Raw genomic sequence first — 23,354 nt, forward strand, 5'->3', positions numbered from 1 at the left:
ACCGGACGGCGTGATTGCCTGTCCAGGTGCCGAAGGAGATATCAAAAGGCGTGCCAGCCATCATGTGGCCATTATGTTTCAAGGGTTTGGGCGACGTGACCGTGGGTTTTTCCGACTTTTGCTGTAGGAAACGGCCGACAAGTGCGCAAGAAGTTGCGCAGTACTGTGCAAGAAGTTGCGCACTTGGCTGTAAGCCTTGAGCAGCGTGGCTTACAGCGCATTTACCCGTCGTTTTAGCCAAAAGCAGTGCGCAACTTTTTGCGCACTTGCGCTTACGACGTCAAGACAGGCCGGCGTACGCCCAATCGACTGATCCACACCGCCGCCAGGATCACCGAACCACCGAAGAACAACCGCCCCAACTCCTCATGTTGGTTCCAGATCAGCAGATTGATCAGCAACCCCACCGGCACATGCAGGTTGTTCATCACCGCCAGCGTCCCGCCGTTCACCAGGCACGCGCCTTTGTTCCACCAGTACAGCCCCAACGCGGTCGAGACCAGCCCGAGGAATACCAGCACGCCCCATTGCAGCGGTGCTTCGGGCAGGAAGTTCTGTTTGCCGAACAGCAGGAACGCCGGCAACGCCACCGCCAATGCGCCGAGGTAGAAGTAGCCGAAACGCCGGTAATGCGGCAGGTCGCTGGGGTGACGGGCCACCAGGTGTTTATAAAGGACTTGCCCGGCGGCGTAGGTGAAGTTGGCCAGTTGTAGCAGCAGGAAGCCCATGAAGAAATCAGGGTTGATCCGGTCGTAGCGAATCACCGCCGCGCCTGCCACCGCCACCAGTGCCGCGACCAGGGCCCACGGGTTGAAGCGCCGGTTCAGCGCATCCTCGATCAAGGTCACGTGCAATGGCGTGAGGATGGTGAACAACAACACTTCCGGCACCGTCAGCACCCGGAAACTCAGGTACAGGCAGACGTAGGTCACGCCGAACTGCAACGCGCCGATCAGCAACATGCCACGCATGAACGCCGGCTCGACCGAACGCCAGCGCGTCAGCGGAATAAACACCAGCCCGGCCAGCAGCACCCGCACCAGCACCGCGAAGTAACTGTCGACATGCCCGGCCAGGTACTCGCCGATCAAACTGAAGGAAAACGCCTGGATCAGCGTGACAAAAAGTAGATAGCCCATGCTCGCCTCGTTTCGAATGGCGGCGACGATAGCGGGTTTTGCGCTTCACGGCTAATCACACAAATCCCTTGTAGGAGCGAAGCTTGCTCGCGAAGGCGGCGGCCCATCCAACATTGATGTTGGCTGACACACCGCTTTCGCGAGCAAGCTTCGCTCCTACAGGTCTGTGTGAATCCCGGGCAAAAAAAAGCCCGATCTCGCTAATGCGTTCAATCGGGCTACAGCACTCAGGAGCAACAAGTGCAAAGGGAGGTTCGATGCGCGTAAAGCCTTGAAGGGGTTGCGCCAGGCCACTTGAACATCAAGGGATTATCTGGCGATTAAAGCCTCAAGCCACTTGGGAAAGCTTGGCGTTGGCCTGGTTCAGGCCCTTCTCCTGGAAGTCGCCGCCCAGGTTCATGCCTTCGGCGTGAATGAAGGTCACGTCGTGGATGCCGATGAAGGCCATGACCTGACGCAGGTACGGTTCCTGGTGATCCGCCGGGCCACCGGCATAGATCCCGCCGCGAGCGGTCAGCACGTAGGCACGTTTGCCGCTGAGCAGGCCTTGGGGGCCGGTGTCGGTGTATTTGAAGGTCACGCCGGCACGCAGCACATGGTCGAGCCAGGCTTTGAGGGTGCTCGGGATCGCGAAGTTGTACATCGGCGCGGCCATGACCAGCACGTCGGCGGCCAGCAGTTCGTCGGTCAACTGGTTGGAACGGTCGAGGGAAGCCTGTTCGATGTCGTTGCGTTGTTCGGCAGGTTTCATCCAGCCGCCGAGCAGGTTGATGTCCAGGTGCGGCACCGGATTGACGGCCAGGTCACGGACGGTGATTTGATCCGCCGGATGCGCGGCTTTCCATTGGCTGATGAAGGTCTGGGTCAGCTGACGGGAAACCGAGTCTTGCTGACGGGCGCTGCTTTCGATGATCAGAACGCGGGACATGGGATGTAGCCTCCATCTGAGAATGCTGTAGGGCGATGGAGTGGAGGTTAAACAGAGTTATATCGATGAAAAAGCGCAAATAACTGCTATAAAGCATCGATAAATTCGTTTATAAGCTGAGCATGCCCTATTCCTTTGGGAGCGGGCTTGTGTGGCGAGGGGGCTTGCCCCCGTTGGGACGCGAAGCGACCCCAAAACCATCCACCGCGGTGTTCCAGATAATCCGCGATGATTGGATTACGACTGCTTCGCAGCCGAACGGGGGCAAGCCCCCTCGCCACACAAGCCTCGCTCCTACCGGGGAGACATCTATTTCGGGGTGCAGCTCAGGTTGATACGCATCTTGATGATCGTGCGGGTGAATTTGGCCGTGGCGTTTTTATGTTTGCCGGCGGGCACGTCGACGGTGCGGGTGCGCGGTGCTTCCGGGCCGTTGTTGAACACCACCTTACACGTCGCATCCGTACTGCCGTAGTTGTTGACCTGAATGGACGCGATGTCGTTATCCGTGTCGAAGGCGTTGTAGTCGATGCTCATGCCATTGAGCTGTTTTTGAACATCGATCGGATAGGCAAACGCCGTCAGCGGCAACAGCGCCAACACTACACAACAGAATTTTTTCATTCGGCAGTCTCCAATAGGGACCGCCAGCTTAGGACAAGAGGAGCTCATCATGAAAGCGCCCCGCGTGACCCTTGATCAATGGCGAACATTGCAAGCCGTGGTCGACCACGGCGGTTTCGCCCAGGCCGCCGAAGCGCTGCATCGCTCGCAATCGTCGGTCAGCTACACCGTGGCCCGCATGCAGGACCAGCTCGGCGTGCCGCTGCTGCGCATCGATGGCCGTAAAGCCGTGCTCACCGAAGCCGGCGGCGTGTTGCTGCGTCGCTCGCGGCAATTGGTGAAACAGGCCAGTCAACTGGAAGACCTGGCCCATCACATGGAACAAGGCTGGGAAGCGGAAGTGCGGCTGGTGGTCGATGCCGCTTACCCCAGCGCCCGTCTCGTGCGCGCCTTGACCGCGTTCATGCCGCAAAGCCGTGGCTGCCGGGTGCGGCTGCGCGAGGAAGTGTTGTCGGGGGTCGAGGAAGTCCTGCTCGAAGGCGTGGCCGACCTGGCCATCACCGGTTTCAGCATTCCCGGCTACCTGGGCGCGGAATTGAGCGATGTGGAATTTGTCGCCGTCGCCCACCCCGATCACTCGCTGCATCGACTCAACCGCGAAATCAATTTCCAGGACCTGGAAACCCAGATGCAAGTGGTGATCCGCGACTCCGGCCGCCAGCAGCCACGGGACGTCGGCTGGCTCGGCGCCGAACAGCGCTGGACCGTCGGCAGCCTGGCCACCGCCGCGACTTTTGTCAGCAGCGGGCTAGGCTTTGCCTGGTTGCCCCGGCACATGATCGAACGGGAATTGAAGGAAGGCACGCTCAAGCTGCTACCGTTGGACCAGGGCGGCAGTCGCAACCCGAGCTTCTATCTGTACTCGAACAAGGACAAACCCCTGGGCCCGGCGACGCAAATCCTCATCGAACTGCTGCGCACCTTCGACACTGCGCCGCTGGATGCGCCTTTCGCCGCCCCTGAACAAGCCTGACACGGAGTTTCTGCATGGCCTATTTCGAACATGAAGGTTGCAACCTGCACTATGAGGAATATGGCCACGGCACGCCGTTGCTGCTGGTCCACGGGCTGGGTTCCAGCACGTTGGACTGGGAAATGCAGATCCCGGCGCTGTCCGCCCGCTACCGGGTGATCGTCCCGGATGTGCGCGGCCACGGTCGTTCGGACAAACCCCGCGAGCGCTACAGCATCGCCGGGTTCAGCGCCGACCTGATCGCGCTGATGGAACACCTGAACCTCGGCCCGGCCCATTACGTGGGCCTGTCCATGGGCGGCATGATCGGTTTCCAGCTAGCCACGGATCAGCCGCAACTGCTTAAGAGCCTGTGCATCGTCAACAGCTCGCCCGAGGTCAAGTTGCGCAGCCGCGACGACTATTGGCAGTGGTTCAAGCGCTGGAGTCTGATGCGCGTACTCAGCCTCGGCGCCATCGGCAAGGCCCTGGGCGCCAAGCTGTTCCCGAAACCGGAGCAGGCGGACTTGCGACAAAAGATGACCGAGCGCTGGGCAAAAAACGACAAACATGCTTATCTCGCCAGCTTCGATGCCATCGTTGGCTGGGGGGTTCAGGAACGACTTTCGAAGGTCGCCTGTCCAACCCTGATCGTCAGCGCCGACCGTGACTACACACCGGTGGCGCTGAAAGAAACCTATGTAAAACTGCTGCCCGATGCGCGGCTGGTGGTGATCGCCGATTCGCGCCACGCCACCCCGCTGGATCAACCCGAACGCTTCAACCAAACCCTGCTCGAGTTTCTCACCGCAGTCGACACCACTACTCAGGATCACTGACCCATGCTGAAAAAAATCGCCCTCGTCGCCGGCTCCGTGCTGTTTGCCGCCAACCTGATGGCCGCTACGCCCGCCAAGGCACCGCACGTGCTGCTGGACACCACCAACGGCCAGATCGAAATCGAGCTGGACGCGGTCAAGGCGCCAATCAGTACCAAAAACTTCCTTGATTACGTCAACAGTGGCTTCTACAACAACACGATTTTCCACCGTGTGATCCCGGGCTTCATGGTCCAGGGCGGCGGCTTCACGCAGCAGATGCAGCAGAAAGACACCAAGGCGCCGATCAAGAACGAATCCAAAAACGGCCTGCATAACGTGCGTGGCACGCTGTCCATGGCGCGTACTTCCAATCCGGATTCGGCCACCAGCCAGTTCTTCGTCAACGTCAAGGACAACGATTTCCTCGACCAGGGCGATGGCTACGCCGTGTTCGGTAAAGTCGTCAAAGGCATGGACGTGGTGGACATCATCGTCAACACGCCAACCACTACCCGTGGCGGCATGAAAGACGTACCCGCCGATCCTGTGTTCATCAAGTCGGCCAAAGTCATCGACTAAGCTTCACAGGATGTCTTGAGCGGTTGTCGCCCTGCGGCACCGCTCACACTGTTCAAAGGAGAGCCCCAGCGCGGGCGGAGAACCCATGCTTTATCGCCGTTTTGAAAAACTGATCGACATCTTCCGCGATGCACCAACGGCGGCTCCGCCGGACCGGGTTCTCCCCTTCTATACCTATTACCTGAAGCAGGTCTGGCCGAGTTTCGCCGCCCTGCTGATTGTCGGCCTGTTCGCCTCGCTGATCGAAGTCGCGCTGTTCAATTACCTGAGCCGCATCATCGACCTGGCGCAAGGCACGCCGAACCCGAATTTCTTCCAGGATCACGCCCTCGAACTGACCTGGATGGTGGTGGTCACCCTGGTGCTGCGCCCGATTTTCTTCGGCCTGCATGACCTGCTGGTGCACCAGACCCTGACCCCGGGCATGACCAGCCTGATCCTGTGGCAGAACCACCGCTACGTGCTCAAGCAGAGCCTGAATTTCTTCCAGAACGACTTCGCCGGGCGCATCGCCCAACGCATCATGCAAACCGGCAACGCCCTGCGCGACTCGGCCGTGCAAGCGGTGGATGCGCTGTGGCATGTGTTGATCTACGCGATCAGCGCCCTGGTGCTGTTTGCCGAAGCCGACTGGCGCCTGATGATCCCGTTGATCACCTGGATCGCCGGTTTCATCGGCGCGCTCTATTACTTTGTGCCACGGGTCAAGGACCGCTCGGTGCAGTCCTCCGATGCGCGTTCCAAACTCATGGGACGGATCGTCGATGGCTACACCAACATCACCACGTTGAAGCTGTTCGCCCACACCAATTACGAACAGCAGTACGCCAAGGAAGCCATCAAGGAACAGACCGAAAAAGCCCAGATGGCCGGCCGCGTGGTCACCAGCATGGACGTGGCCATCACCAGCATGAACGGCTTGCTGATCGTCACCACCACCGGCCTCGCGCTGTGGCTGTGGTCGCAGTCGCTGATCTCGGTGGGCGCAATTGCCCTGGCCACCGGCCTGGTGATCCGCATCGTCAACATGTCCGGCTGGATCATGTGGGTGGTCACCGGCATCTTCGAAAACATCGGCATGGTCCAGGACGGTCTGCGCACCATCGCGCAACCGGTCAGCGTCACCGATCACGCACAAGCCAAACCCCTGGCCGTGGCCCGTGGCGAGGTGCGTTTCGAGCACGTGGATTTCCACTACGGCAAGAAGAAAGGCATCATCGGCGGCCTCAACCTGACCATCAAGCCCGGAGAAAAAATCGGTCTGATCGGGCCGTCCGGCGCTGGCAAATCGACCCTGGTCAACCTGCTGCTGCGTCTCTATGACGTGGAGGGTGGGCGCATTCTCATCGATGGCCAGAACATCGCCGAAGTCGGCCAGGAAAGCCTGCGCGAGCGTATCGGCATGATCACCCAGGACACCTCGCTGCTGCACCGTTCGATTCGCGACAACCTGCTTTACGGCCGGCCCGATGCCACCGACGCCGAACTCTGGGACGCGGTGCACAAAGCCCGCGCCGACCAGTTCATCCCGTTGCTCTCGGACGCTGAAGGTCGCAGCGGTTTTGATGCGCACGTCGGTGAGCGCGGGGTGAAACTCTCCGGTGGCCAGCGTCAGCGGATCGCCATCGCCCGGGTGCTGCTCAAGGACGCGCCGATCCTGATCATGGACGAAGCCACCTCGGCACTGGACTCGGAAGTCGAAGCGGCGATCCAGGAAAGCCTGGAAACCCTGATGCAAGGCAAAACCGTGATCGCCATCGCCCACCGCCTCTCGACCATCGCGCGCATGGACCGCTTGGTGGTGCTGGAAAACGGCAAGATCGCCGAGACCGGCACCCACGCCGAACTGTTGGCCCATGGCGGGTTATATGCGCGGTTGTGGGCGCACCAGACGGGTGGGTTTGTCGGGATCGATTGAAACCGTTACCTGATCGTTCCCACGCTCTGCGAGGGAATGTCTCAGGGGACGCTCCGCGTCCAGTGACGCGGAACGTCACGGGCTGCATTCCCACCCGAAGCGTGGGAACGATCACCGCCAAAGCCCTTTAACCACGGGCTCTGGCGGTTTTTTCATGGCTGCTGGATTTCCGCCAGAACCCTGCTGTACTCAGCCAAGGTTCTGGAAATGAGCCTGTCGTACATCTGCAGGACGCATCACGCACTACAGTCTCGATAGGTCGCCTATCAAGGACGCTCTCATGTCTCTGTTCAAACGTTCAGTCACTGAGTTGTTAGGTACGTTCTGGCTGGTGTTGGGAGGTTGCGGCAGTGCGGTGCTGGCCGCGTCTTCGCCGTTGGGTATCGGGGTGCTGGGTGTGGCCCTGGCGTTTGGTCTTACCGTGCTGACCATGGCGTTCGCCATTGGCCATATCTCTGGATGTCATCTCAACCCGGCCGTATCGGTCGGCCTGTTCGTCGGCGGTCGGTTCCCGGCCAAGGAATTACCGGCCTACATCATCGCCCAAGTCATTGGCGGGATCATCGCGGCGGCCTTGCTTTACTACATCGCCAGCGGCAAGGAAGGCTTCGACCTGTCGGCAGGCCTGGCCTCCAACGGCTACGGCGAGCATTCCCCCGGCAAATACTCGATGGCCGCAGGCTTCGTCTGTGAACTGGTGATGACAGCGATGTTCGTGCTGATCATCCTCGGCGCCACCGACAAACGCGCGCCGGCCGGGCTGGCACCGATCGCCATCGGCCTGGCCCTGACGCTGATCCACCTGATCTCGATTCCTGTCACCAACACTTCGGTCAACCCGGCGCGCAGCACCGGCCCGGCGTTGATAGTCGGCGGCTGGGCCATCGCGCAGTTGTGGATGTTCTGGGTCGCCCCGCTGCTCGGCGCGGTGGTCGGCGGGGTGACTTATCGCTGGCTGGCCAAGGAAGGCAGCTGATGCCCGTGGCGAGGATCAGGCTTGCCGGTAAGGCAAGGCGGTCCTCGCTTCCTCGGCATACGCCAACACCCCGACCCGTTCCTGTTGCAGGAAGTCTTTGACCGCCGCTTTCAACCCCGGATGGCGCAGGTAGTGCCAGGAATGGGTGATCACCGGCTCGAAGCCGCGAATCAACTTGTGCTCGCCCTGAGCCCCGGCGTCGAATCGCTGGAAGCCATTGGCGATGGCGTAATCCATGCCCTGATAGAAACACGTCTCGAAATGCAAACGGTCGTACTCCGCCAGGCAACCCCAGTAACGACCGTAGAAACTGTCGCCCCCCACCAGGCTGAAGGCCATGGCCACCGGCCGTGAGCCTTGCCTGGCCAGCACCACGCGAATCGATTCCGGCATGCGCTCGGCCAACAGGCTGAAGAATTCCCGCGTCAGGTACGGCGTTTGCCGACGCACCGCATAAGTATTGGCGTAGCAGGCGTAGACGAAATCCCACTGCGCCTCGGTCAGTTGCGCCCCCTCGAGCCATTCGAACTCGATGCCCTGCCCCGCCACTTGCTCGCGCTCTTTGCGCATCTGCTTGCGCTTGCGCGAACTGAGGGCGTCGAGAAAGTCCTGGAAGTCCCGATAGTCGCGGTTCTGCCAGTGGTACTGACAGCCGATGCGTTGCAGCCAGCCGGGCTGTTCGGCCAACGCGGCGTCGGTGAACGGGTCGGTGAAATTGATGTGCGCGCTGGAGAGTTCTTCGATTTCCAGATAACCCGGCAGGCTTTTGAGCAACTCAAAACCATCCTCGACACGGGCCGCCAACAAGCGCGGGCCGCTGACCGGGCTGAACGGCACGGCGGTCAGGAGTTTGGGGTAATAGTCGATGCCGGCACGGGCGCAGGCATCGGCCCAGGCATGATCGAACACGTATTCGCCGTAAGAATGCCACTTGCGGTAACTGGGCAATGCGGCGATCAGACGCTCGCCTTCGATGTGCAGCAAATGCTCGGGTTGCCAGCCGGAATGCGGGCCGACGCTGCCGCTGTCTTCCAACGTACTGAGGAAGGCATGGCGCAGGAATGGCTGATTTTCGGGCACCAGCGCGTCCCACGTGAGCGGCGCGATTTCGGACAGGCTTTCCAGACGTTGCAGCGGCATCGGCATTCTCACAATTGTTCGCGTAACAGCCCGGCGAGTATCGCTTATCGCCGCCCATTGCACACCCGTCATCCGCCGACAGTGCTCTAGAACAAAGGTTCACGAAAGGTTTGTATCGTCATCGAGCTGCCATCACTTTGCCACTGCACTGTCATAAACCATCGCGATACTGGCGCCTGTTTTTAGAGCGCCGGGTTCTACCCGGTCACTGTTTTCCGTCCGTCATTGGTCGGTTGTGTCCTGGATGGCTCAGTCATCCCTTTCATCTTCGGAGATTGATATGCGTCTTGCTTCCACGAAAACTGCGGCGGCCTTGTGTGGCGGCCTGATGCTGGCCATGAGTGTTCCGGCCAGCGCCGCAGTCGACGCCAAACTGCTCGACATGCTCAAGGCAAACGGCTCGATTTCCCAGGCGCAATACGCCGAACTGCAAGCCGAACTGGCCCGTGACCAGAAAGACCAGCAAATCGCCCGCCAGGCTCAGCAAGAGACCAACGAGCAGATCGCCGCGACCGCGAAGAAAACCAATGAACTGAGCACCTTCGACCAGAAACTGGCCTGGGCTGCCAAGACCCAGTTCAAGGGTGACGTGCGTTTCCGCCAGGAAACGGTGAAGAACGATGGTGTGTCGAACAACAAAGACCAGGACCGTCAGCGCATTCGCGTTCGCCTGGGTGCCTACAGCGAAATCAACCCGCAGGTCGACACCGGTATCCGTATCGCCACCGGCAACAACGACGACGCTCGCTCCACCAACCAGAGCCTGGACGGCTACTTCGACAAGAAGTCGATCTGGCTGGATCAGGGCTACGTCGACTACCACCCCGACTTCCTCAAGAACCTGCACGTTGTGGGCGGCAAGATGCCGCAGCAATGGGTGAGCATGGGCGACATCATCTGGGATAGCGACATCAGCCCGGAAGGTCTGGCACTGACTTACAAGTACCCGTTGGGCGCCAGCACCGAGCTGTTCGGCAGCGCCGGCCACTACACCCTCAAGGACAACGTCGACGGCGACGGCGTGCAGTTCAAGCACGACCTGCGTCTGTACGCCGGTCAGTTGGGTGCGCGCTTCGCCATCACCGACAACCTGAAACTGACCCTGGGTGGCAGCGTCTACGGTTACGACAACGACGACGACATCACCGCAGGTGGCACCACCACGCCATCGATCCTGGCCACCAACGGCAACACTCCGAACGAACAGTTCAAGCTGTACGAAGGTTTTGGTCAGATCGACATCGGCGGCCTGCCAATGCCGTTGTCGCTGTACGGTCAATACGTCACCAACAAAGACGCCAGCAACGATCAGGACGCTGCCTGGTTGACCGGTGTGAAGACCAAGCTTTACGGCTTCGCTGTGGATTACAACTATCGCGACGTACAGCGTAACGCCGTGGTCGGTGCCTTCACCGATTCCGACTTCGCCAACGGTTTCACCGGTTCGCGTGGCAGCAAGTTGAAAGTCAGCTATGAAATCGACAAGAACTTCGCCCTGGGCGCGACGTACTTCATGGCTAAATCCGACTTCACCAACGCCACCATCCGCGACTCGGACATCAAGACCCTGCAACTGGATGCCGAAGCCAAGTTCTAAAAAAGCAGTTGCAAGTTTCAAGCTACAAGCTTCAAGTTCAAGCGCACTGCTGGCAGCTTGAAGCTTGCCGCTCGAAGCTGCTCCTTTACAGCCTCGCGTTGGTCTATCGGTCCCCATCATCCGTCCGATAGTCCAGCGCGGGGCTGTTTTCATTTCCCATTCACACCGGCCTTTTGTGGCGAGCGAGCTTGCTCGCGTTGGAGCGCGAAGCGGTCCCCTGCATTTCATCAGACAGACCGCATTCGCTGACTTTACGACTGCTTCGCAGCCGAGCGGGAGCAAGCTCCCTCGCCACAAAAGCGTCCTTGGCCCAAATACCTCATGCACAAAAAAAGATCGCAGCCTGCGGTAGCTGCTACAGAATCGAGTCCAACCTCACTATTGAGTTGAACCCGATCCTGTAGCAGCTACCGCAGGCTGCGATCTTTTAGGCGTTAACTCAGCGCTTACGCAGAATCACGCTACCAATCGAATACCCGGCACCAAACGAGCTGAGCACCGCCAGCGAACCGCTGGCCAGGTCATCCTGGTTCTTGTGAAACGCAATCACGGAACCGGCGGAGCTGGTGTTGGCGTAGGTATCCAGAATCACCGGGGCTTCTTCTTCGGTGGCTTCGCGCCCCAGCAGTTTCTTGACGATCAAGTGGTTCATGCTGAGGTTGGCCTGGTGCAGCCAGAAGCGTTTCACATCGCCGATGTTGAGCTTGTTTTCGTCCAGGTGCGTGGCGATCAGCTCGGCGACCATTGGGCACACGTCGCGGAATACCTTGCGGCCTTCCTGCACGAACAGTTTGTCCTTGGCACCGATGCCCTCTTCCGCCGCGCGGTTGAGGAAGCCGAAGTTGTTGCGGATGTTGTTAGAGAACTTGGTCAGCAGCTTGGTGCTGACAATGTCGAACTGGTACGGGGAGGTCGCCAGGTCGGCACGTTCGATGATCACCGCGGTGGCGGCGTCGCCGAAGATGAAGTGGCTGTCACGGTCGCGGAAGTTCAGATGACCGGTGCAGACTTCCGGGTTGACCATCAGGATCGCCCGGGCCTGGCCCAGTTGCACGCTGTTGGTGGCGGCCTGGATACCGAAGGTCGCCGAGGAACAGGCCACATTCATGTCGAAGCCGAAACCTTCAATGCCCAGGGCTTCCTGGACTTCGATGGCGATGGCCGGGTAGGCGCGTTGCAGGTTGGAACAGGCGACGATCACGCCGTCGATGTCCGCGGCGGTCTTGCCGGCGCGCTGCAAGGCTTGCTCGGCAGCGCCGATGGCCATCTGGCAGAGCACCGACCATTCGTCGTTGGACCGCTCGGGCAGGCGTGGCGCCATGCGTTGCGGGTCGAGGATGCCGTCCTTGTCCATGACAAAGCGGCTCTTGATGCCGGAGGCTTTTTCGATAAACGCCGCGCTGGACTCGGTCAACGCTTCGAGCTCGCCACGCGCGATGGCGTCAGCGTTGTCGGCGTTGAATTGCGCGACGTAAGCGTTGAAAGACTGCACCAGCTCTTCGTTGGAGATGCTGTTGGCCGGGGTGTAGAGGCCGGTGCCGCTGATGACGACGTTATGCATGGTCGTTTCTCTAATCTGTTCAGGCAGAAAGCGTTGGCACCGACGTACCAACACACAAAGGGTCGTTTCCCGTCCGGGGAAGCAAACCTGGCATCGCTTTATTCCGAACCGCCCGGGCCTGTGAAGGCGCAAAACGGCGGGGCCGGCGTTTATAGGCGCGAAGTTTGCCATAAACGCTGGGGTTTGGCCCTATTTGCCGGATCAAACACCTCACCCCTGTGGGAGCGGGCTTTTGTGGCGAGGGAGCTTGCTCCCGCTTGAGTGCGCAGCGCTCACAAAATTTTGGGGCCGCTGCGCAGCCCAGCGCGAGCAAGCTCGCTCGCCACAAAAGCCGCTCCCACAGAGGGGTTATGGCTCGACCTGGGTCCACTGTTTGTTCAGGCGCTTATCGGAGATCGGCACCTTGGTCCCCAGTTGCTGGGCGAACAACGACACCCGGTATTCCTCCAGCCACCAGCGATACAGTTCCAGTTGCGGATCGCGTTTGCCTTCCTGCGCATGTTTGTTGGCGCGGGTCTGGTATTGCGTCCACAGGCCCGACAACTCACCGCTCCAGACCCGATCCCGCTGCACCTGCGCGCCGATCTTCTCGAAACGCTGCTCGACGGCTTTCAGGTAGCGCGGCAGTTCCTTGAGCCACTGCATCGGCGTTTCCCGGACAAATCCCGGATACACCAGATGACTGAGCTGCTGCTTGATGTCATTCAACGCCACGGCCTGGGCCAGGTCGATCTTGCCCTTGAAGCGTTTTTGCAGACCATGCCAGAGCTTGAGAATCTCCAAGGTCAGCTTCGCCAGACGTTCGGCGTGCTCGGTCCAGCCGCCACGCTTGCGCTCGGCCAGCGACGCCAACCCGGCGCCATCGCGCGGCAACGGGTCTTCGCCGTCGAGGATGCAGCTGTCGAGACTCGCCAGCAGGATGTCTTCGACCAGGGCATCAATGCGCCCCAGTTCGCGGTACATCAGCCCCAGTTCGGTCAGGCCCGGCAACTTGCCGCGCAGAAACTTCGCCGGCTCGGCCAATTGCTGCATCAGCAAACGCTGCAACGCGCGACGGTGCTGGAACTCGGCCTCAGCCGGGGTCGAAAAACGCCCTTCCTTGACTGTCCCGCTCTCCTCCACCAATGCCGGATACACCGTCATCGACAACCCGGCGATCTTCTGCTGGGTTTTCTCGGCGACAGCGGCGAAGACTTTCGGCTCCACCGGTTGCTGGTTTTTCGCGGTTTGCGGCACGGCCAATGCCGCTTGGCTGGCCTCGGCGAAGCGTGCGGTCAACTCCGCCAGATCCCGCCCTTCGCCAAGGAACTTGCCCTGGCCATCGACGATTTCCAGGTTCATCCGCAAATGGCTGTCGACCTGCTGCGCCGCTTCGGCCCAGGCTTCATCGCTGACCCGCGCGCCAGTCATGCGCAGCAGTTCGCGGCCCAGAGCCTGGGGCAACGAACCCTCGGCGAAGGTCATGCGCTGCAGCGCGGCTTTGACGAAATCCGGCACCGGCACGAAGTTCTTGCGCAGGGCCTTGGGCAGGTTGCGCACCAACGCGATGCACTTGGCTTCAATGACGCCCGGCACCAGCCATTCCAGGCGTTCCGGCGGCAGCATCGGCAACAACGGTGCCGGTACGCGCAGGGTCACGCCGTCACGCGGGTGATTGGGCTCGAAGTGATAACTCAGGGCCAGTTCCAGATCACCGATGTGCAAGGTGTCCGGGTAATGCAGAGCGGTGACTTCACTGGCCTCGCGGGCCAGCACGTCTTCTTCGCGCATGATCAGCAGTTGCGGGTCTTTCTGGCTGTTGACCTTGTACCAACTGTCGAAGGTTGCGGTCTGGTGGATCTCCGCCGGCAGCCGCGCGTCGTAGAAGGCGAACAGGGTTTCTTCGTCGGCGAGGATGTCGCGACGCCGGGCCTTGGCCTCCAGTTCGTCGAGCTGCTCCAGCAACTGCGCATTGGCGGTCAGGCACTTGGCCTTGGACTGAATCTCGCCCCGGACCAGGCCTTCGCGAATGAAGAATTCACGGGACACCACCGGATCAATCGGCCCGTAATGCACCGGTCGGCGCCCCACCACGATCAGCCCGAACAAGGTGATCTGTTCAAACGCCACAACCTGGCCGCGCTTCTTCTCCCAATGCGGTTCGAAGTGGTTTTTCTTGATCAGGTGCCCGGCCAGCGGCTCGATCCAGTCGGCGTCGATCTTGGCCACCATGCGCGCATACAACTTGGTGGTTTCCACCAGTTCGGCGGCCATCAGCCATTGCGGGCGCTTCTTGCCCAGGCCGGATGACGGGTGAATCCAGAAACGCCGCTGACGCGCGCCGAGGTAGTCGCCCTCGTCGGTTTTCTGGCCGATCTGGCTGAGCAACCCGGAGAGCACGGCTTTGTGCAGTTTCGGGTAGTCCGCCGGCTCTTTATTGAGGGTCAACTGCATGTCGCGGCAGATCAGGCTCAATTGCCGATGCGAGTCGCGCCACTCGCGCAGGCGCAAGTAGTTGAGGAAATTCTTGCGGCACCAGTTACGCAGCGGACTCGCGGTCAACGCCTGGCGCTGCTCTTCAAAACCGCGCCACAGATTGACCAGCCCGGCGAAGTCCGAATCCACGTCTTTCCACTGGGCGTGGGCCTGGTCCGCGGCTTGTTGGCGTTCCGGCGGACGTTCGCGCGGGTCCTGGATCGACATGGCGCTGGCGACGATCAGCACTTCCTGCAAGCTGCCGAGTTTCGCCGCTTCCAGCAACATGCGGCCCATGCGCGGGTCCACCGGCAGGCGCGCCAGATTGCGCCCCAGCGGGGTCAACTGGCTGTTGCGGTCAACGGCCGACAACTCTTGCAGCAGGTTGAAACCGTCGCTGATCGCCTTGCCATCCGGCGGCTCGATAAACGGGAAATCGGTGATCTCGCCGAGGCGCAGATGCAGCATCTGCAAAATTACGGCGGCGAGGTTGGTGCGCAGGATTTCCGGGTCGGTAAATTCCGGGCGACCGATGAAATCTTCTTCGCCGTAGAGACGAATGCAAATGCCCGGCTCGACCCGACCGCAACGCCCTTTGCGCTGGTTGGCGCTGGCCTGGGAAATCGCTTCGATGGGCAAGCGCTGGACCTTGGCGCGGTAGCTGTAGCGACTGATGCGCGCGGTGCCGCTGTCGATCACGTAACGAATGCCCGGCACCGTCAGCGACGTCTCGGCGACGTTGGTCGCCAGCACCACGCGGCGCCCTGGGTGCGACTGGAAAATCCGCTGCTGTTCGGCCGGCGATAACCGCGCGTACAGCGGCAGAATTTCGGTGTGCTTGAGCTGGGCCTTGCGCAGCATGTCCGCGGCGTCGCGAATCTCGCGCTCGCCGGGCAGAAACACCAGCACATCGCCGGGGCTCTTGCGCTCGCTGCGTTCGAACGCGGCGATTTCGTCGAGGGTGGCGAGGATCGCCTGGTCCACGGTCAAGTCATCCTCGACGCGGTTGCCCTCTTCGTCCTGCTCCAGGGTCAGCGGGCGATACCAGGTGTCCACCGGGAAGGTCCGGCCCGAGACTTCGACAATCGGCGCGTCATCGAAATGCTTGGAGAAACGCTCCAGGTCGATGGTCGCCGAAGTGATGATGACTTTCAGGTCCGGGCGACGCGGCAGCAGGGTTTTCAGGTAACCGAGCAGGAAGTCGATGTTGAGGCTGCGTTCGTGGGCTTCGTCGACGATGATCGTGTCGTAGCGTTCGAGGTAGCGGTCGTTCTGGGTTTCCGCCAGCAGGATGCCGTCGGTCATCAGCTTGATCAGGGTGTTGGAATCGCTCTGGTCCTCGAACCGCACCTGATAGCCGACCAGCGCGCCCAGTGGCGTGGCCAGTTCTTCGGCGACCCGGCTGGCGACGCTGCGGGCAGCGATCCGACGCGGCTGGGTGTGGCCGATCAAACCATGCTGGCCGCGCCCGATTTCCAGGCAGATCTTCGGCAACTGGGTGGTTTTACCCGAACCGGTTTCGCCGGCAATGATCAGCACCTGATGCTTGAGCAGCGCCTCTTTGATTTCGTCGCGCTTGGCGGCGATCGGCAGGCTGTCGTCGTAGCGAATCACCGGCAGGCTGGCGCGCCGCGCCAACACCTGATCACAGGACGCCTGCATGCGCGTCACCCACTGGGCCAACTTGGCCTCGTCAGGTTTCTTGCGCAGCTCAAGCAACTGCCGCCGCAGCCGGTGGCGGTCGGCAATCATGGCGTGATCGAGGTTTTTCAGCAGTTTGTCGATGGAAGGCGATTCGTCAGTCATAGAAGCAGCGGCAAGCTGTAAGCCAAAAGCCGCAAGGGTAACAGAGAAGCAGCGGCAAGCTACAAGCATCAAGCTACAAGCAGATCGGCTTTTAGCTTGAAGCTTGAAGCTTGCAGCTTGCAGCTGTGATCGTTCCCACGCTCTGCGTGGGAATGCAGCCAGGGACGCTCTGCGTCCCAAGAGCGGACGCGGAGCGTCCAGGGAGGCATTCCCACGCGGAGCGTGGGAACGATCAGTGGGAACTATTCGTTGTCGAGGCCCTTACGGCGGTAGGGAAACACGTCGATGACCTTCCCCGCACGAATCGCTTCCTGAAGGCTTTTCCAGTAATCGGCGTTGTACAACTCGCCATGCAACTGATCAAACAACCGCCGCTGCCCGGCATCGGCAAACAGAAACGGCGGAAACTCCTCGGGAAACACGTCCAGCGGCCCGATCGAATACCACGGCTCGGACGCCATCTCGTCTTCCGGCGTGCGCGGCTGCGGGATGTGGCGGAAGTTGGCTTCGGTCAGGAAACAAATCTCGTCGTAGTCATAAAACACCACCCGCCCATGTCGGGTGACGCCGAAGTTCTTCAGCAACATGTCGCCGGGAAAGATGTTCGCCGCCGCCAGTTGCTTGATCGCCAGGCCGTAATCTTCCAGCGCCTCGTGGACCTGCGCCTCGTTGGCGTTTTCCAGATAGAGGTTGAGCGGCGTCATGCGCCGTTCGGTCCAGCAGTGGCGAATCAGCACGGTGTCGCCTTCGACTGACACCGTGGACGCCGCCACGTCGAGCAGTTCTTCCAGACACGCCGGTTCGAACTTGCTCAGCGGGAAGCGGAAGTCGGCGAATTCCTGGGTGTCGGCCATGCGCCCGACCCGGTCGACGCTTTTCACCAGTCGATACTTTTCGATCACCGTGGCGCGGTCGACGTTTTTCGACGGCGAGAAGCGGTCCTTGATGATTTTGAACACGGTGTTGAAGCCCGGCAGGGTGAACACGCTCATCACCATGCCGCGCACACCGGGGGCCATGATGAATTGGTCGTCGGTGTTGGCCAGGTGGTTGATCAGCGCCCGGTAGAACTCGGATTTGCCGTGTTTGTAGAAGCCGATCGAGGTGTACAGCTCGGCGATGTGCTTGCCCGGCAGGATGCGCTTGAGGAAGCCGATGAACTCCGCCGGCACCGGCACATCGACCATGAAGTACGAACGGGTGAACGAAAAAATGATCGACACGTCGGCTTCATCAGTGATCAGCGCATCGATCTGAATCCCGCGCCCTTCGCGGTGCAGCAATGGAATCACCAGCGGCCATTGCTCGTCATGGGTGTAGATGCGCCCGACCAGGTATGCGCCTTTATTGCGGTAGAGCACCGAGGAGAACAGTTCGACGGACAGTTCCGGGTCCTTGCACACCCAGTCCGGCAGGTTCTCGCGCAGTTGCGCTTCGAGGCGGCGCAGGTCGCCGGCCAGGTCGGCGTAATCTTCGCTGAAGCGGTAGTCGGCAAAAATACTCGCCAACATTTCCGACAGGTGCCCCTGGGGCTTGTAGGTGCGGGTTTGCGCGGCCCGGGCCCGGCGCAGGCTCGGCCGGGTGGTGTGGATGAACATGCAGCCGTCGCTGATCAGGTCATGACTGAACAGCCCGCAGAAGATCGAGTTGTACCAGGTCTCGGACAGTTCATCGTCGAAGCGCAGGTCGATCAGCGTGATATAGGCGCTTTTGACCAGTGGCCAGCAGCTCACGTCCATCAGCGTTTCGCTGTCTAAGGCCGCGCGCAATCGCTCGATGGTTTCGCCGACCTTTTCTTCATAGAGGTTGATCCGCGCCGCCGAGGCGACTTGCGCCTCCTGCCACCGGGCCTGCTCGAAACGCGCCCGGGCACCGTCAGTGATCTGGCGAAAATGCTCGCGGTAATCGTCAAAGCCGTCGAGGATCCTTCGGGCGATATCGGCGGCTGGCCATTGCTGCGGCATGGTGAGACCTCTGCGGGTATTTCGGAGCCCTGAGCTTAGCCAGTGAACCGGGTGCAGGAGAAGCGTAATTTTCGGCCGGAGTTAATTGCACGTTTTTCGGTTGCCATCGATCAGGCGCTCGGCAACACTTCCGTCCCCATAAAGGAAGGAGTGCACCGTGAGCCCTGTCGATATTGTCCGTTTACTCTCGCTGGCGGCGATCTGGGGCGCGAGTTTCCTGTTCATGCGCATCATCGCCCCGGTGATTGGCACCATTCCCACAGCGTTTTTCCGGGTGTCGATTGCGGCCGTTGGCTTGCTGGTGATCCTGGGGCTGATGCGCATCAGCTGGGACTTCAAAGGCAAACTCAAGACCGTGATGCTGCTCGGGGTGATCAACTCCGGGATTCCGGCGACCCTGTATTCCGTGGCTGCCCAAGTGCTGCCGGCCGGTTACTCGGCGATCTTCAACGCCACCACGCCGCTGATGGGCGTGTTGATCGGTGGGTTGTTCTTCCATGAAAAACTCACCGCAGCCAAGCTAGGCGGGGTGTTCCTCGGGCTGTTTGGCGTCGGCGTGCTGACCCGCGCCGGTCCGGTGGCGTTCGATCTGCAATTGCTGATGGGCGCCCTCGCCTGCCTGCTCGCCACCACGTGCTACGGTTTCGCCGGGTTCCTGGCCCGACGCTGGCTGGACCAAGCCGGCGGCCTCGACAGTCGCTTGTCGGCGTTGGGCAGCATGCTCGGTGCGACGTTGTTCCTGTTGCCGCTGTTCGGCTACAGCGTGATCAGCAACCCTCCGGCAAGCTGGGGCGGCTGGAATGTCTGGTTGTCGCTGCTGGGGCTGGGCCTGGTGTGCACCGCGTTTGCGTACATTGTGTACTTCCGCTTGCTCAGCTCCATCGGCCCGGTGAAATCGATGACCGTGACCTTCATGATCCCGCCGTTCGGCGTGTTGTGGGGCGCGCTGTTGCTGGATGAGCCGTTGTCGATGGCGCACATCTATGGCGGGGTGTTGATTGCGGCGGCGTTGTGGCTGGTGTTGAAACCGGCGGTGGTGAAGCCGGCTGAGGTGGCTACCCGCTAGAGACTGCCCCCCGCAGGAGCTGCCGAAGGCTGCGATCTTTTGATCCTGATCGTAAAAACAAGATCAAAAGATCGCAGCCTTAGGCAGCTACGGGGTATTGGGCGGCTAAGGCGCTGTCAGCGTAATCAGGTAATTGCCGGCCGTCACCGGTTTGCCGGCGCCATCGACCAAGGCGTATTGCTGATCGTAGTAATGCTCACCCTGACGGCTTTCGCTCAGCAGTTTCACATCCACGCTGGAAGGGTCCAGTGCACTCACCGAACGCGCCGGCTCGACGCGATGCGCACTGACGTTGCCACCCCGCGCCGACGTCGCGCAATCGCTGAGTTCAACCGTCGAATTCGCCCCGATGCCGGTGGCGCAACTCGATTCGACAAGACTGCCGCGAAACTCGATGACGCCCTGGCTGATCGTCGTGCTCGCCAGGCAAGCACCGCTCATGGCGAAAAACAGACTGATCCCGACGGCCAAACGCTGACTGTTCATAGTGAACGCTCCTTGAGTATGTAAGGAGGTTGTCGACAGGCTGGGGTCGGTTCTTGAGGTTTTCTGCAAAATTCGAGGGTTATTTTTCGTGTGCGGCGTGCCTGGCATACCGCACGCTGGTCAGGCGTCAGTCGCTACACCGCCGCTTTGTAACCGTCTTCTCGCTGCCGCGCCCGGGCCTGGACCACGTTGAGCATGGCGCAGCCTTCGCGCGCCAGCAGGTGAACGGCGCGGGTGACGCGGGTCAGGTCGCCGTCGGAAATGCCGGTGAGGTTGAGGCTGGTCAGGGTGTCGGTCAGGTCGCGGATCACGGTGAAGCGGTGCATTGCGCAGGCGGCGATGTCGCTGACTTCTCGGTGGGTGTTGATGTAGAGCACCGGGTGGTCGGCGTCGTAGGTGTCGATGGGAAGGTAACGGGGCATTACTTCGAGCATAGGTGCAACTCCATATAGAGCTGCCACCGTTCGCGGCCAAGCGAAAAAGGTGGCAGCTGTGTGCGGGTTGGCCGACCGGCACACCCAACCCCGGCACACCCGAAGGTGTCCCGCGCACAGCTGCCATAACACGACATCCAGACATGAAAATGTCTAAACAATGACGCTGGTGCGTTTGGTGTGATCGACCGGCCAAGGTCATTCGCGGGATTTTCCGCGAGCCCAAACTATAGAGGTCGATGCCGAAACGCGGCAACAGGGTACTTCGTAGGAAACGTCTTGGAAAGTTGTGCGCCGCCGCGACAGCGCACAGGTTCGCTGTAGGACCAGCAGTCAGCGTTAGCGAGCCTGACGGAACACAAACACCAATCCCACAATGATCAGCAACATCCCAAGCACGCTCAACAACGCCAGACGATTACCAAAGATCAGGTAATCCATCACCGCCGTCACTGCCGGCACCAGGTAAAAACAAACTGGTGACGTTGACCAGGTTGCCCCGGGCAATCAGCCGATACAGCAACAACGTCGCCAGCACCGACACCACCAGGCCCATCCACAACACCGGCACGATAAACCCGGTGTTGTGTTCGAAATGAAACGGCTGGAACGGCACAAAGACCCCGCACAGCAACAGCCCGGCCAGGTATTGCACGGGCAGTGTGCCGAGGGGATTGTCGGTGATGCGTTTTTGCATGATCGAGCCGAAGGTCATGCTCGCCAGCGCCAGCAGACCAAAGAGCATTCCGGCCAGCGACATCCCGGCCAGGCCGATGCCTTGGTAAACCACCATGATCAACCCGGCCAACCCCAGCGCCAGGCCAAACAGGCGGCTAATAGAGCGCTGGCGCTCCATGATCACCACGGTGAGGATCGGCTGCACGCCCATGATCGTCGCCATCACGCCCGGCGTGACCTTCAGGTCCAGGGCCAGCAGATAGAAAATCTGATACGCCCCCAGCAGCACCACGCCCGTGGCCATCGCATACAGCATCGGCTTGCCGCCCTTGGGCCGTTTCAGCTTGAGCAGCGGCATCAACAGCAGCAACCCGCACAGGGCGATGGTGAAGCGGATCAACAGAAAGGCAAACGGTGACGCGTGGGCCAGGCCCCATTTGGAGAAGATCGCCCCGCTGCTCCACAGCAGGACGAACAGGCTCGTGGACGCCGCCGCGAGCGCGGTTTTTTTCGAAAGGACAAACATGAAATACCACCTGTCATCAGGCAAAAAAGCCAACTCAGCCGAGGCTGAAGTTCAGTCGTTTTTTCAGACGGGCATGGGGGAACAGCAGAGAAAAGCTGATCAGCCCGAAATGCCAACGCCTGGCGGTGATACGACGGCGCACACCGGCGTGCTACTGACAGGAGGGGGGTAATGACTGATCTGCACAGGCTGCTGGATCCCGCACGGCACGACGCCAGCGTTGACCGCTGAATCGACTACCGCGTTGATGTGGGATGCAGGCATGGGCGGATCTTTTTTGAGGGGAAGAACGGTGCGTCGCAAGACCACCGAGCGCCGACTATAACCAGCGCCAGACACAGATTGCAACGACTTGCCGAAAAGGCTCGGCAAGCCTGCGTTGCGTCACGTTAGCGCGTGGCGACTCGATGAGTGTCACGCGCCCGTCACAGGGACTCAGACGTAACGTTTGTTGCCGCTGTTTTCCGGCGGATGACCTTTGAACACGGCGGGGCCATCCATGGTGATTTCCAGTTTGTCACCCTTGCGCGACAGCCACGGGGTCGCTTCGCTGGTGCTCTTGGAGGTCTTGCCGGACGGGCTCAGTTCAATGTGATCCAGGTCGATTTCGATCAGGCCAATGACGTAGGTGTAAATCGCGCTGCTGAAAAAACCGTCCTTGAACTCAAAGGCGCATTCGACGATCTGGTCGCCGTATTCCATGCGCATTTTCGGTTTCAGCGACGCCACCGAGACGGCGCCGTTGTCCACCGCGGAGTAGACGCTGCAGACCAGCGCGACCTTGCCACCCATGCGCAGGGAGATCGCCGGGTTGATTTCGACCGTTTCGATGCCCGGTGCCGACGCACTGGCGCTGACCACGTCGCCGGTGTGGAACACAAAAGGGTCGACGTCAAAGGCACCGCTCTTGTCGGGCGCCTGGATGATGGACATCCGGCCGTCCGGGCGCAGGATGCCGATGCGCAGGTCGAGGTCGTCGTTGTCCTCGCCATCGCCGTTGTCCACCCAGGTCGCACTGACCCGGATGACCTTCGGTGCGCTCGGGCCTTTTTCCAGGGACACTTTGTGGCTGGTGCCTGGCTTGTCCAGGGTGATGACCGATTTGACGATATTGACTGGTTTGGCGGCGGGAGTCGGGGCCGCTGCCGGGGCAGGCGCGTCGTCCACTTCAATCCCGTAGAGACCGCAGAGCCCGGCCAGGCCCGAAGCGAACCCCTGCCAGACCGAGCGCGCCTTCATCTGGCCGTTTCGAACGTACAACTCGAGCACGACAATGCCGGTCTCCTGGGAGAACGCACCCGGCGCGAGTTCCAGCACCTGGTCGCCGACCACCACTTGGGCGCGCAGGTCCTTGACCGCCGCAAAACCGCCGGCGCTGCCATCTTGGGTCAGGGTGATGGCGATCTTGGTGATGGTGGCCGGCAGGCGCGACAGATCAAAGCCGATACGGTGGCTGACGGTGCCGCTTTGCGTGACCGGGGCGATGAACATCGCGGCGCCGGACGCGTGTTCTGGGGCGTTGAAGAACACCATGTCGCTGTCGTTCGTCACCTTGCCGGTTTCGGTGACCAGGAAGGCGGTGAGGTTGACGTCCAACTGGTCACCAGCCGCATGGGTGACCACGACATGCCCTTTGGGCAGGCTGAGGGTGGTGTTTTCGCCGGGCTTGAGGGATTGAGTCAAGGGGAGTCGCCTATTCCATGGG

General features: G+C 60.8%; 18 protein-coding genes and 1 pseudogene. 8 read left to right on the forward strand and 11 right to left on the reverse strand.

What is annotated here, in order from left to right; genetic code table 11:
• Positions 1 to 272: 272 nt before the first annotated feature.
• The 3 genes from ACZ89E_RS15150 to ACZ89E_RS15160 form a co-directional block, all read right to left on the reverse strand.
• Entirely contained in the window at positions 273 to 1,139 is an 867-nt protein-coding gene (locus tag ACZ89E_RS15150; protein ID WP_149657117.1) for a carboxylate/amino acid/amine transporter, read from the reverse strand.
• 328 nt (positions 1,140 to 1,467) lie between these two features.
• Positions 1,468 to 2,067: an FMN-dependent NADH-azoreductase gene (locus ACZ89E_RS15155; protein ID WP_123507765.1), complete on the reverse strand. Its 600-nt coding sequence runs from the start codon at positions 2,065 to 2,067 to the stop codon at positions 1,468 to 1,470.
• A gap of 309 nt (positions 2,068 to 2,376) precedes the next feature.
• Entirely contained in the window at positions 2,377 to 2,691 is a 315-nt protein-coding gene (locus ACZ89E_RS15160) for a 3-phosphoglycerate kinase (RefSeq protein ID WP_149657120.1), read from the reverse strand.
• A 49-nt stretch (positions 2,692 to 2,740) separates the two neighbouring features.
• Between ACZ89E_RS15160 and ACZ89E_RS15165 the strand changes: the two genes are divergently transcribed.
• The 5 genes from ACZ89E_RS15165 to aqpZ all read left to right on the forward strand — a co-directional run bounded on the left by ACZ89E_RS15165 (position 2,741) and on the right by aqpZ (position 7,937).
• A complete protein-coding gene (locus ACZ89E_RS15165) occupies positions 2,741 to 3,664 on the forward strand; it encodes a PA3225 family LysR-type transcriptional regulator (protein WP_149657121.1) in 924 nt (307 codons plus the stop codon).
• A gap of 14 nt (positions 3,665 to 3,678) precedes the next feature.
• Positions 3,679 to 4,482, forward strand: coding sequence for an alpha/beta fold hydrolase (locus ACZ89E_RS15170; RefSeq protein ID WP_476255968.1), 804 nt, complete (start codon positions 3,679 to 3,681; stop codon positions 4,480 to 4,482).
• Positions 4,483 to 4,485: 3 nt separating this feature from the next.
• A complete protein-coding gene (locus tag ACZ89E_RS15175) occupies positions 4,486 to 5,043 on the forward strand; it encodes a peptidylprolyl isomerase (RefSeq protein WP_463259699.1) in 558 nt (185 codons plus the stop codon).
• An 85-nt stretch (positions 5,044 to 5,128) separates the two neighbouring features.
• The gene (locus ACZ89E_RS15180; RefSeq protein ID WP_476255969.1) at positions 5,129 to 6,961 is read left to right on the forward strand and encodes an ABC transporter ATP-binding protein; all 1,833 of its coding nucleotides are present in this window, start codon (positions 5,129 to 5,131) and stop codon (positions 6,959 to 6,961) included.
• A gap of 280 nt (positions 6,962 to 7,241) precedes the next feature.
• Positions 7,242 to 7,937 carry an aquaporin Z gene (aqpZ, locus tag ACZ89E_RS15185; RefSeq protein ID WP_476255970.1) on the forward strand — a complete coding sequence of 232 codons (696 nt, stop codon included), beginning with the start codon at positions 7,242 to 7,244 and terminating at the stop codon, positions 7,935 to 7,937.
• 15 nt (positions 7,938 to 7,952) lie between these two features.
• Here the strand turns inward: aqpZ and ACZ89E_RS15190 are convergent, their stop codons facing one another.
• Complete coding sequence (locus tag ACZ89E_RS15190) at positions 7,953 to 9,077, reverse strand: GNAT family N-acetyltransferase (protein WP_476255971.1); 1,125 nt, start codon at positions 9,075 to 9,077, stop codon at positions 7,953 to 7,955.
• A 280-nt stretch (positions 9,078 to 9,357) separates the two neighbouring features.
• On the opposite strand from ACZ89E_RS15190, the gene ACZ89E_RS15195 reads away from it, so the two are divergent.
• Entirely contained in the window at positions 9,358 to 10,674 is a 1,317-nt protein-coding gene (locus ACZ89E_RS15195; RefSeq protein WP_149657127.1) for a putative porin, read from the forward strand.
• A 439-nt stretch (positions 10,675 to 11,113) separates the two neighbouring features.
• Here the strand turns inward: ACZ89E_RS15195 and ACZ89E_RS15200 are convergent, their stop codons facing one another.
• The 3 genes from ACZ89E_RS15200 to aceK all read right to left on the reverse strand — a co-directional run bounded on the left by ACZ89E_RS15200 (position 11,114) and on the right by aceK (position 18,459).
• Entirely contained in the window at positions 11,114 to 12,235 is a 1,122-nt protein-coding gene (locus ACZ89E_RS15200; protein ID WP_463259696.1) for a beta-ketoacyl-ACP synthase III, read from the reverse strand.
• A gap of 348 nt (positions 12,236 to 12,583) precedes the next feature.
• Positions 12,584 to 16,495 carry an ATP-dependent RNA helicase HrpA gene (gene hrpA / locus ACZ89E_RS15205; protein WP_476255972.1) on the reverse strand — a complete coding sequence of 1,304 codons (3,912 nt, stop codon included), beginning with the start codon at positions 16,493 to 16,495 and terminating at the stop codon, positions 12,584 to 12,586.
• A gap of 242 nt (positions 16,496 to 16,737) precedes the next feature.
• On the reverse strand, positions 16,738 to 18,459 hold the full coding sequence (gene aceK, locus ACZ89E_RS15210) for a bifunctional isocitrate dehydrogenase kinase/phosphatase (protein ID WP_476255973.1): 1,722 nt from the start codon (positions 18,457 to 18,459) through the stop codon (positions 16,738 to 16,740).
• 157 nt (positions 18,460 to 18,616) lie between these two features.
• On the opposite strand from aceK, the gene ACZ89E_RS15215 reads away from it, so the two are divergent.
• Positions 18,617 to 19,525 (forward strand): DMT family transporter, encoded by a 909-nt coding sequence (locus ACZ89E_RS15215; RefSeq protein WP_149657132.1) that lies wholly within the window; start codon positions 18,617 to 18,619, stop codon positions 19,523 to 19,525.
• 105 nt (positions 19,526 to 19,630) lie between these two features.
• Here ACZ89E_RS15215 and ACZ89E_RS15220 read toward each other — a convergent pair whose 3' ends face one another.
• From ACZ89E_RS15220 to ACZ89E_RS15230, 3 genes and pseudogenes are all read right to left on the reverse strand, one after another.
• Positions 19,631 to 20,011, reverse strand: coding sequence for a type 1 fimbrial protein (locus ACZ89E_RS15220; protein ID WP_476255974.1), 381 nt, complete (start codon positions 20,009 to 20,011; stop codon positions 19,631 to 19,633).
• 134 nt (positions 20,012 to 20,145) lie between these two features.
• Complete coding sequence (locus tag ACZ89E_RS15225; RefSeq protein ID WP_149657134.1) at positions 20,146 to 20,445, reverse strand: hypothetical protein; 300 nt, start codon at positions 20,443 to 20,445, stop codon at positions 20,146 to 20,148.
• Positions 20,446 to 20,784: 339 nt separating this feature from the next.
• Positions 20,785 to 21,649 (reverse strand): annotated as a pseudogene (locus ACZ89E_RS15230) (DMT family transporter).
• On the opposite strand from ACZ89E_RS15230, the gene ACZ89E_RS15235 reads away from it, so the two are divergent.
• Entirely contained in the window at positions 21,648 to 21,821 is a 174-nt protein-coding gene (locus tag ACZ89E_RS15235; protein WP_178128985.1) for a hypothetical protein, read from the forward strand. The pseudogene ACZ89E_RS15230 and the gene ACZ89E_RS15235 overlap by 2 nt on opposite strands.
• 263 nt (positions 21,822 to 22,084) lie before the next feature.
• Here ACZ89E_RS15235 and ACZ89E_RS15240 read toward each other — a convergent pair whose 3' ends face one another.
• On the reverse strand, positions 22,085 to 23,332 hold the full coding sequence (locus ACZ89E_RS15240; RefSeq protein WP_476255975.1) for a TerD family protein: 1,248 nt from the start codon (positions 23,330 to 23,332) through the stop codon (positions 22,085 to 22,087).
• Positions 23,333 to 23,354: the final 22 nt, after the last annotated feature.

Source organism: Pseudomonas sp. TE3899 (genome assembly GCF_056279105.1).